This window comes from Rhizobium lusitanum, assembly GCF_014189535.1.
GTDB lineage: Bacteria > Pseudomonadota > Alphaproteobacteria > Rhizobiales > Rhizobiaceae > Rhizobium > Rhizobium lusitanum_C.
This window is the reverse complement of the sequence record NZ_CP050308.1, coordinates 2453792-2464119: the sequence shown is the minus strand read 5'-3', so window position 1 is coordinate 2464119 and position 10328 is coordinate 2453792. Positions and strand designations below refer to the sequence as shown.

Sequence of the window (10328 nt, the reverse complement as noted above, 5' to 3'; positions counted from 1 at the left end):
GCGCGGAATTGTCACCATAAGCTCCTCAACAGACGTTTTCATGACTCTGTGAAGCGCGGTTGACAGAGTGACGATAAAGAGATCATCACAACCCATCGAAGTCGGAAGATCGTAACCGGAAGCAAGCATCATGTCGGACAATTCGGCGGGCGCCGTTATCGTCATCTCCAGCCATGTCGTTAGAGGCTCCGTCGGCAATCGTGCCGCCGTCTTCGCGCTGGAAACCCTCGGCCATCCCGTCTGGGCGCTGCCAACCGTCGTTCTTCCCTGGCATCCCGGCCATGGCCGCTCGACGCGGCTGACTTTCAATGAAGATGATTTCGACCACGCGATCGACGATCTCATCGCCGCGCCCTGGCTGACGGAGGTTAAGGCGGTGCTGTCGGGTTATTTCGGCAATGCGGCGCAGGCGCGCTCCGTGGCCCGGCTGGTTCGGGCGCTGAGGGAAAAGAACCCCGATCTCTTTTATGCCTGCGACCCGGTCATCGGCGATGCTGGCGGTCTCTATGTGCCCGAGGCGACGGCGGAAGCGATCCGCGATCAGCTGATCCCGCTGGCGTCATTGGCGACGCCGAACCGCTACGAGCTTGCCTGGCTTGCCGGAGCGCCGCTGGAGGACAATAATGCCGTCATGGAGGCAGCCCTGGCGCTGGGACCGTCGCGCATGCTGGTGACCTCGGCTGTGCCGATGATGGCCGGCGGCATCGGTAATCTCTATCTCAGCGGCCGAAACGCGCTGCTTGCCGAACATCGCAGCATCGACAATGCCCCGAACGGGCTCGGCGATCTGCTTTCGGCCCTATTCCTGTCACGGCTCCTGTCCGGCATGGACGAGGAGCGAGCCCTGCAAATGACCACGGCGAGCGTCTACGAGGTACTGGCAAGGGCGGTGAAGCGCGGCAGCGACGAGCTGACGCTAGCGGCGGATGCCTCCAGCCTGTCGACGCCGATGGCGATGGTGCAGATGCGCCGGCTGATGCATCCGGCGCAGCGCAAGAGGTAGCGGTCGAGCCGATCAGAAGCTTTTTGCAGTGCAATAGTTGCCATCGACGGCGGCGCGCTGTAATTCAATCGCTATGGACAGCTTTCCCAACTCCCTTCTGAGCGGTTATCGCAACTTCATGAGCGGGCGCTATGTCGATGAGCGCGAGCGCTATCGCAGTCTCGCCGAGAGCGGCCAGAGCCCATCGACCCTGGTGATTGCCTGTAGCGACTCCCGTGCTGCGCCGGAGATTATCTTCGATGCCGGCCCGGGAGAGCTTTTCGTCATCCGCAACGTCGCCAATATGGTGCCGCCCTATGAACCGGACGGCCATTTCCATGCGACGTCGGCAGCACTTGAATTCGCGGTGCAGTCGCTGAAGGTCTCCGACATCGTCGTCATGGGTCATGGCCGTTGCGGCGGCATCCGCGCAGCACTCGATCCCAATGCCGAGCCGCTCTCGCCGGGCGATTTCATCGGTCGGTGGATGGGGCTTCTCAAGCCCGCTGCAGAGCAGATCCAGAGCAATGATATCATGACACAGGCCGAGCGGCAGACGGCGCTGGAGCGCATCTCCATCCGCAATTCGCTCGACAATCTGCGCAGCTTTCCGGATATCAAGGTGCTGGAAGAAGAAGGAAAATTGAACCTGCACGGCGCCTGGTTCGATATCTCGACCGGCGAGCTGTGGGTGATGGACGCAGAGACCCGCGACTTTATTCGCCCCGAAGCCTGAAAATACTCTATCTCTTTGTTTTTATGCAATTCCGGATGGAAAATCGCAGCACACTTTTCCTGGAATTGCTGTAGATCAAATGAAAAGGCGCTCCGGACCATCAGGTCGAAGCGCCTTTTTGATGTGTGTGGCTTTGATTACTGGCCGTCGATCTGCTTGCCGATAAAGGCGATCGCCTGCTGATAGACCCTTGCATCGTTCCAGCCGCCGATAGCCGCGAAATTCGTCTCGCCTGGCTGATAGGGAGCGCCTGCCTGCCAGCCATGGCCCTTCAGGAAGTTTGCGGTCGACGAGAGCGCGTCGGCGCGCGAGCCGACGAGATCGACCTTGCCGTCGCCGTCGCCGTCGACGCCATACAGCACGACATTCTTCGGCATGAACTGCGTCTGGCCGATTTCGCCATGGGCGGCGCCGCGAGCGGATGGGCTGAGATAGCCTTCGCCGACAAGCTTGAGGGCGGCATAGAGCTGATCGGTGAAGTAGGCGGAGCGGCGGCAGTCAAAGGCAAGCGTGGACACGGCCGAAAGCGTATTCTGATCGCCCATGAAGCTGCCGAAACCGGTTTCCATGCCCCAGATGGCGATGATCGGGCCGGGGGGGACGCCGTAACGCTTTTCGATCCTCGAGAACAGAGCGGCGTTAGCCTGCTTCATGCTCTTGCCGCGGTTGATGATCGTCTGACCACCGCGCTTCTTCATGAATTCATCGAAGGAGAGCTTGAAGCTCTTCTGGCCGCGGTCGGCGCGGATGGTCGGCTGATTGTAGTGGACGTTGGCGAAGGCGCGATCGAGTGTGGACTGGCTGATGCCCCGGCCCTGCGCTTCCTGCTTGAACTCGCTAACCCAGTTGTCGAAACCGGCTGATGTGTTGCTACAGGATGCCGCGTTTGCCGCAAACGGCGTGACCAACAACAACCCGCCTGCCAAGAGAGCTGCCATTCCAGACTTAGTGATGCGCATTCAGAATCCCCAAATTCTTACCGCGCGAAAGACGCGGCAACGTTTTTGAATGGCGCTCGAGCCTCTCCGTTCTCCGGGCTCATGCGCTGTCTTGTCGCCACAGGACCATGCCAGTATCCGATGGTTCTGTCATTATCCCATTTTAGCGATCAATGTTTTTCGCTTCGCTTGAAACAAGACCGCTCAAGAATATTTTGAAAAAGCCCCGCCTTTCGGTGTGAAATGGCGAGGCTTTTCCTCAAATCCTGCTTAGATGGACAAGGTTTATAAACCGTAAATTGGTCGATAGACGCTTATGCAGCCTGCTTGCGCGGCTTGATCAGGCCGCGGTTGATCAGGAGTTCTGCGATCTGTATGGCGTTCAATGCCGCACCCTTGCGCAGATTGTCGGAAACGACCCAGATGTTGAGGCCGTTTTCGACCGTGGCATCCTCGCGGATACGCGAAATGTAGGTCGCGTCTTCACCGGCGCACTCATAGGGCGTGATGTAGCCGCCCGGTTCATGCTTGTCGATGACAAGGCAACCCGGCGCCTCGCGCAGGATGTCGCGGGCCTGATCGGCGGAGATCTCGTTTTCGAACTCGATATTGACCGATTCCGAATGGCCGATGAACACCGGCACGCGCACGGCGGTGCAGGTGACCTTGATCTTCGGGTCGAGGATCTTTTTGGTCTCGGCCAACACCTTCCATTCTTCCTTGGTGTAGCCGTCTTCCATGAAGGTATCGATGTGCGGGATGACGTTGAAGGCGATGCGCTTCGGGAACTTCTTGTTCTCCATCGGATCCGCGACGAAGACGGCGCGGGTCTGGTTGAAGAGTTCGTCCATGCCATCCTTGCCGGCGCCGGAAACGGACTGGTAGGTGGAGACGACAACGCGCTTGATCTTGGCGAAATCATGCAGCGGCTTCAGCGCTACGACGAGCTGCGCGGTTGAGCAATTCGGGTTGGCGATGATGTTGCGCCGCGTAAACTGCGTGATGGCGTCCGGGTTCACTTCCGGCACGATCAGCGGCACGTCGGCGTCGTAGCGCCAGGCGGACGAGTTGTCGATGACGACGCAGCCCTGGGCGCCGATCTTCGGCGAATACTTCTTCGAAACCTCGCCACCGGCGGACATCAGGCAAATGTCGGTGTCGGAGAAATCGTAGTTCTCCATGTTCGAAACCTTCAGCGTCCGGTCGCCGAATGAAACTTCGGTGCCCTGCGAGCGGGCCGATGCCAGCGCCACGACTTCGTCAGCGGGAAAACCGCGCTCAGCCAGGATGTTGAGAATTTCGCGACCGACATTTCCGGTCGCGCCCGCTACTGCAACTTTGAAACCCATTTCTCAAGCTCTCTTTCTCTTCTCTCCTCTGTGGCGAGGGGGGAACCACGGTCATAACGACCGGTTCCTGTCCCCAGCCGAGCCGGGGAGAGAGCGGCAGGCCAGAGACGTCAGACGGTTTTCGTCGTCGTTTTGGCCTTGGTTTTGGAAGAAACCGGAAAATAGACATCCCGCCCGGCAAATTGCGCCAGGTGGTTGAAGCTATCGATCTGTTCGAAGCGAACCATGGAGGTCTTCCTTTTCCGTCGCCGGTTCTAAGAGGTTTTCCACAGGAGTCAAGGATTTTGCGTTCCCACCCCGGTGGGAACGCGCAGTTCTGCTCGCTCGCAGCCGTCAGCGATTGGTGCTGCGCGTAGCCTCGAACAGGAACCAGGTGCGGCGCTCGGTCTCGTCCAGCCAGTTTTCGAGCAGGCTGGCGGTGGCAATATCGCCATATTCGTCGCAGACGTCGTGAGTGGTGCGGATTTCGGCTGAAAGCTTGAGATTGTCGTCGGCCAGTTCAGCGAGCATGTCCTGAGCGTCGACATATTCGGCGTCATTGTCGGGAATGCGCTGCAGCTTGGCGATCTGGCCGATGGAGCGCAGCGTGGTGCCGCCGATTTTCCGGGCGCGCTCGGCAAGCGGATCGGTCATGGCGAAGAGCTGCTCACCCTGTTCGTCCAGCAGCAGGTGATAGTCGCGGAAATGCGGACCGCTCATGTGCCAATGGAAATTCTTGGTCTTGAGATAAAGGGCAAAAACATCGGCAAGGAGTGCCCTCAGCGATCTCAGAAAGATTTTTAGCGGAGTTTGATGACATTCGCTGTTGCGTGGGTGGGATGGATCTATCGCGAGCGTTTCGCGGCAGAACCGGCTGCGATGATCTGCGGAACCCCCGAATGGCAATGATAGTATGAAGACGGAAAGGGTTTGGCAATTGCCCGCTAATATAGGGATCGTGTCGCGGTATGCAAAACAACGCCGCTTCCCTGGGGAGGGAAGCGGCCGGAGAGGTGCGTGGTTATTTCAGGCCGCCGCCGGCATAGAGGGTTTCGCCGGTGAGCCAGGCAGAATCCTTTGATGCGAGGAAAACCGCGACTGGGGCGATGTCCGTCGGCTGGCCGAGGCGGCCAAGCGGCGTTTGCGAGACCAGATGCTTTTCGAAATCACTGCCGATGACGCCGGCCGCATGCACGCCTTCGGTCTCGACGCCACCCGGCGAGATGGTGTTGACGCGGATGTTGCGGGGGCCGAGTTCCTTGGCAAGGATCTGGGTGATTGAGGTAACGGCCGCCTTGGTCGCCGTATAGACGGCGGTGGTCGGCAGGTTCAGGGTAACGGCATTCGAGGCGATGTTGATGATATTGCCGCCTTCCGGGCCGAAGTATTTCACTGCTTCCTGCGTCGTCAGCAGCGTGCCGAGAACATTGATGTTGAATTCGCGGTGGAATTCCTCCTCGGTGATCTCTTCCAGCGGGGCGAATTTGTAGACGCCGGCATTGTTGACAAGGATGTCGACGCCGCCGAAAGCCTCCTTGGCCTCAGCGAAAAGCCGCTTCACATCAGCGGATTTTGAAACGTCGCCATGCGCCGCGATCGCCTTGCCGCCCTTGGATTTGATTTCGGCTACGACCCGGTCGGCGCCTTCCCGGCTTGATGCATAATTGACCACGACGGCTGCGCCCGCCTCGCCAAATGCCTTGGCGATGCCGGCGCCGATGCCCTTGGATGCTCCGGTCACGATCGCGACCTTGCCTTCTAGCTTGCTCATGTCATCTCCTGTCGAGATATTGTTAGATAGTTTTATAATTATCGAACTATTGACGTGAACAAAGCCCCAAAGTGGCGGCCATCATCCCGTCACTTTGATATTTAGATAATCATCTAATTGATACAAGAGCGAGCGCGCGTGGCAGGCAAAGAATTGTCAGATGTTGGAAAGCTCGGCCATGTAGGCGTTGAGCACATCGCGCCGGAGCAGCAGGCTCGCGAACTTGCCGTCTCGCAGAATCTCGATGAGACCGGCGTTCTCGAGTTCCTTGACATGATGGGAGATCGTGGCGGCGCTGACGGTGTGGCATTGGTTCAGCACGCTGCAAGGCATCGGCTCGGCGGTACCGCCGATCTCCTTCAGTATCTGCACGCGACGCGGCTCGGCAAGTGCGCGGGCAATCAATCCCATCTGCCTCTCGCTCAATCGTGTCTGCCCGGCATCGGTCATCGTCTTTACCACATCGCAAGCGGGATGGATTTCCCGCAGCTTCACCGCTCCAGATATATGAATGCGAGGGATGCTTGGCAACCATTCGGGGTGTAGTGAATGGGAGGCTACGACATATCGGAGAAGAGATCCCCTACTTCCCCTTCAGCAACGGCAATCTCGGAATCGGCCAGCTGGTCTCGCCGATACGAAAGAGCAGGCCGTAGCGGGAATAGACGATCGCCATCATGAAGGAGAACCAGCCGCCGAGCGCCAGGCCGGCAATGACGTCGCTTGGATAGTGCGCGCCGATCATCACGCGTGTCGCGGCGAGCCAGAGGGCACAGGCGATGAAGATGTAGCGATAGCGCGGGAAGAGGAAGGCCAGTGCCACGAAGAAGGCGCCGATGGTGGTCGCATGGCCGGACGGGAAGCTTTCGAAGCCGGCATGGCCATTGAAGGGCGAGAAGCCGAAGGGACCCCAATCCTGGAAATACGTGGGTCGGGCGCGGCCGATGGCGCGTTTCAACAGGTTGGCGAGAATGCCCGAAAGCGCGATCGTCGTCAGCAGATAGCCGCCGATCTGACAGATACGCAGTGCCTGGCAGCGGCAGCGCGCCGATTGCAACAGCCGGCTACCGGCCCAGCCCTCGAAGAACAGGAAGGCACTGATCAGGATGAGCCAGCCGGATTCGCCGAAGTTCGTGAGCATTTTGCCGAAAAAATGGATGGGCGGCGCCATGTTCTTGATGTTGGCGCCCACCGGCCAGTCGAACAGCAGGGCTGAGAGCAGGACAATATTGGCGGTCAGGAACAGGCAGATTTTCCAATGCGACGGCGCGAAGCCATGTCTGCTTCGCCGCCACCGCCTGTCGAGAGTCGTCAAGATCGCCTGCATGTCCACCGCCCGTTGCCGACATTTTCACCCCAGTCAACGACTACGCGTAGCAGGCTCCTGCTACAGTTTTTTTACAGATTTGAGACGGCCGGCGAGACCGCGAAGCCATGGTTTGTGTCCGGTTGCGGCTTCAACAAAAAAAGCCCCCGCTCCGCAGACCGAGAGCGAGGGCTTTGATGTTTCACGTGAAATATATAGCCGGCGATTTATGCCGATAGCGCCTTGAATTCGGCGAGGATGGCGTCGCCCATTTCGGTGGTGCCGACCTGGCGGCTGCCGGCGGACATGATGTCGCCGGTGCGGATGCCGCTGTCGAGCACGTTGGCGATCGCCTTTTCCAGCGCGTCGGCTTCGGTCACGAGGCCGAAAGAGTAGCGCAGGCACATGGCGAAGGAGGCGATCATGGCGATCGGGTTGGCAATGCCCTTGCCGGCGATGTCGGGTGCCGAGCCGTGCACCGGCTCGTAGAGCGCCTTGCGCTTGCCGGTCTTGGCGTCGGGGGCGCCGAGCGAGGCCGATGGCAGCATGCCGAGCGAACCGGTCAGCATGGCGGCGACGTCGGAGAGCATGTCGCCGAACAGGTTGTCGGTGACGATGACGTCGAACTGCTTCGGCTGGCGCACGAGCTGCATGCCGCCGGCGTCGGCCAGCATATGTTCGAGCTGGACGTCGGCATATTTTTCCTTGTGCGTCGCGGTGACCACCTGGTTCCAGAGCACGCCCGACTTCATGACGTTGCGCTTTTCCATCGAGCAGACGCGATTGCTACGGGTGCGCGCCAGTTCGAAGGCGACGCCGGAGATGCGCTCGATTTCATAGGTATCGTAAACCTGCGTGTCGATGCCGCGCTTCTGGCCGTTGCCGAGATCGATGATCTCCTTCGGCTCGCCGAAATAGACGCCGCCGGTAAGCTCGCGCACGATCAGGATATCGAGGCCTTCGACCAGCTCCGGCTTCAGCGAGGAAGCCGATGCCAGCGCCGGATAGCAGATGGCCGGGCGCAGGTTTGCGAAAAGCTGGAGATCCTTGCGCAGGCGCAGCAGGCCGGCTTCGGGGCGGACTTCGTAAGGCACGTCATCCCACTTCGGACCACCGACGGCGCCGAAGAGAACGGCATCGGCGGCCATTGCCTTGGCCATATCGGCATCGGAGATCGCCGCGCCGTGTGCGTCGTAGGCGCTGCCGCCGACCAGACCCTCGTCGGTAACGAAACCGGCACCCTTCGCCTCGTTCATATAGGCGATGACCTTGCGGACTTCGCCCATAGCTTCAGGGCCGATGCCGTCACCCGGCAGAAGAAAGAGATTGCGCACTGTCATGGGAAGAGCCTCCGCAAAAGAAACAAGTTGCCGGGTTCTTAGACCTGCAAATGCGGCTTTTCAAGCGAGGAAGGGCGGGAAACGGTACGGTTTTGCGGCTTTTGCGGCCAATCACCCGCCTCCCGGCCTTTCCGTGATGCTTACTCAGCCAGACCCAGCGAAGCCAGATAAGCAGCCGATGCCGGGATCTTCGACTTGTCCTTGATCTCGATGATCAGGCGCGGATTGCTGTCGAGCTTGGCAAGGGCGGCGAAGACGGCGCGCCAGTGGATGTTGCCCTCACCGAGGCTCCAGTGGCGGTCGGCATAGCCATCGGCATCCTGCAGGTGGACATGCTGCAAGCGGTTGCCGGCGGCGTGGACGTAGTAGTCGACCGGCGGCGCACCGGTGTAGCCGTGGGCGTAATGGGCATGGCCGGTGTCGATAGATACGGCGACGGCGGGAGAATTGAAGCTGTCGGCGAGGCCGACGCGGATATGGGGATCCTTGTCCTCGATGTTTTCGATGACCATGGTCAGCCCGATGTCTTCGGCGCGCTTGACAGCCTCTTTCAGAGTCTCATGCGTGTATTCGATGATCTTTTCGCGCTCGCCCTTGTTGTTGTCGAGGTTGTTGTAGGACCACGATGTGTAGGGGCTATGGATGACCATCTGCGTGGCGCCGATGTTGGCGCAGACGTCGAGTGCCTGCATCAGGCGCCTGGAAACGACGGCGCGGATATCGGGGTCCTGCGAGGCGATGATGAAGCCCCAGAACGGGCCGTGGATACCGAGGCGGCCCTGATGGCCGTCGAGCAGCTTTTTGGCGCGCTCGGCAAGCGGCGCCCAGTCGCCGTTCAGGATTTCGGCGTCGACGAAGCTCTGCAGTTCCAGGTCGCGCGGCTTTTCAAGCAGCCAGCCGCGATGGGTTTCGACGTCGGCAAGCGTCATGGCGGCGCCGACAATAGGAAGGGAGGTCATGGAATGCTCCAGTGGGGAGGAGGGAAATCGAGGGGCGGGAGAGGCCCGAAGGGCTCCGCGGAAGCTGTATGATCCCTATTTTTGTCGGGCATATTACAGCCGGCCGGATCTCATGACCTTTATCGTCGGGCAAAGAAAAAGCCGGGCTTTTCAGCCCGGCTTCGACACGCAAATGTGATGATGAAATCGATCAGGCGGCCCAGGGATGGGATGCGGCGTTCGACTTTTCGAACGTGTCGATCGCGGATGCCTTTTCCAGCGTCAGGCCGATATCGTCGAGACCGTTCAGCAGGCAGTGGCGCTTGAATTCGTCGAGTTCGAACTTGAGCGTGCCGCCGTCGGGGCCGGTGATCTCGAGGTTTTCAAGATCGATCGTCAGGATGGCGTTGGAGCCGCGCGAGGCGTCGTCCATCAGCTTGTCGAGATCTTCCTGGCTGACCATGATCGGCAGGATGCCGTTCTTGAAGCAGTTATTGTAGAAGATGTCGGCGAAGCTGGTCGAGATGACGCAGCGAATACCGAAGTCGAGCAGAGCCCAGGGAGCGTGTTCGCGCGAGGAGCCACAGCCGAAATTATCGCCAGCGACGAGGATCTTGGCGTTCTGATAGGCCGGCTTGTTCAGCACGAAATCCTGGTTCAGCGAGCCATCTTCATGGTAGCGGGCTTCGGCGAACAATCCCGTTCCGAGACCGGTGCGCTTGATGGTCTTCAGATAATCCTTCGGGATGATCATGTCGGTGTCGACATTGACGACCGGGAGCGGTGCCGCGACACCGGTCAACTTCACGAACTTGTCCATAGGTCCTGCCTTCAATTTTAGTCTATGCACGATTTATCCTGCCAATAGAGCAAATCCGGCCCAAAATGAAGGGGAATCTTGGAAATGCTCCGCAGGTGGGCGCATCAGTCGCGGTGCTGCAATTTAAGGATTGCGCACGGACGAGCGCATCGGGCGCGGCAAAGCGCCG

Annotated in this window: 10 protein-coding genes and 1 pseudogene; 2 read left to right on the top strand and 9 right to left on the bottom strand. The window is 59.6% G+C overall.

The window, feature by feature from the left end; genetic code table 11:
- The first annotated feature begins 130 nt into the window (after nt 1-130).
- A complete protein-coding gene (gene pdxY / locus HB780_RS25605) occupies nt 131-1003 on the top strand; it encodes a pyridoxal kinase PdxY (protein WP_183690269.1) in 873 nt (290 codons plus the stop codon).
- A 73-nt stretch (nt 1004-1076) separates the two neighbouring features.
- Entirely contained in the window at nt 1077-1718 is a 642-nt protein-coding gene (locus HB780_RS25600) for a carbonic anhydrase (protein ID WP_183690267.1), read from the top strand.
- Nucleotides 1719-1855: 137 nt separating this feature from the next.
- On the opposite strand, the gene HB780_RS25595 is transcribed toward HB780_RS25600, so the two are convergent.
- The 9 genes and pseudogenes from HB780_RS25595 to leuD form a co-directional block, all read right to left on the bottom strand.
- Nucleotides 1856-2677: a lytic murein transglycosylase gene (locus HB780_RS25595; protein WP_183690265.1), complete on the bottom strand. Its 822-nt coding sequence runs from the start codon at nt 2675-2677 to the stop codon at nt 1856-1858.
- Between the two features lie 293 nt (nt 2678-2970).
- Nucleotides 2971-4005, bottom strand: coding sequence for an aspartate-semialdehyde dehydrogenase (locus HB780_RS25590; protein ID WP_183690263.1), 1035 nt, complete (start codon nt 4003-4005; stop codon nt 2971-2973).
- Nucleotides 4006-4338: 333 nt separating this feature from the next.
- Nucleotides 4339-4770, bottom strand: a pseudogene (locus tag HB780_RS25585) (Dps family protein); the annotation flags it as partial.
- A gap of 235 nt (nt 4771-5005) precedes the next feature.
- Nucleotides 5006-5755 carry an SDR family NAD(P)-dependent oxidoreductase gene (locus HB780_RS25580; protein WP_183690261.1) on the bottom strand — a complete coding sequence of 250 codons (750 nt, stop codon included), beginning with the start codon at nt 5753-5755 and terminating at the stop codon, nt 5006-5008.
- Between the two features lie 156 nt (nt 5756-5911).
- Nucleotides 5912-6205, bottom strand: a complete 294-nt coding sequence (locus HB780_RS25575) for a winged helix-turn-helix domain-containing protein (RefSeq protein ID WP_183690259.1) — start codon at nt 6203-6205, stop codon at nt 5912-5914.
- A 133-nt stretch (nt 6206-6338) separates the two neighbouring features.
- On the bottom strand, nt 6339-7082 hold the full coding sequence (gene lpxE / locus HB780_RS25570; protein WP_183690257.1) for a lipid A 1-phosphatase LpxE: 744 nt from the start codon (nt 7080-7082) through the stop codon (nt 6339-6341).
- Between the two features lie 206 nt (nt 7083-7288).
- Nucleotides 7289-8401: a 3-isopropylmalate dehydrogenase gene (leuB, locus tag HB780_RS25565; RefSeq protein WP_183690255.1), complete on the bottom strand. Its 1113-nt coding sequence runs from the start codon at nt 8399-8401 to the stop codon at nt 7289-7291.
- 140 nt (nt 8402-8541) lie between these two features.
- The gene (locus tag HB780_RS25560; protein ID WP_183690253.1) at nt 8542-9360 is read right to left on the bottom strand and encodes a sugar phosphate isomerase/epimerase family protein; all 819 of its coding nucleotides are present in this window, start codon (nt 9358-9360) and stop codon (nt 8542-8544) included.
- Between the two features lie 190 nt (nt 9361-9550).
- A complete protein-coding gene (leuD, locus tag HB780_RS25555) occupies nt 9551-10159 on the bottom strand; it encodes a 3-isopropylmalate dehydratase small subunit (protein WP_183690251.1) in 609 nt (202 codons plus the stop codon).
- Nucleotides 10160-10328: the final 169 nt, after the last annotated feature.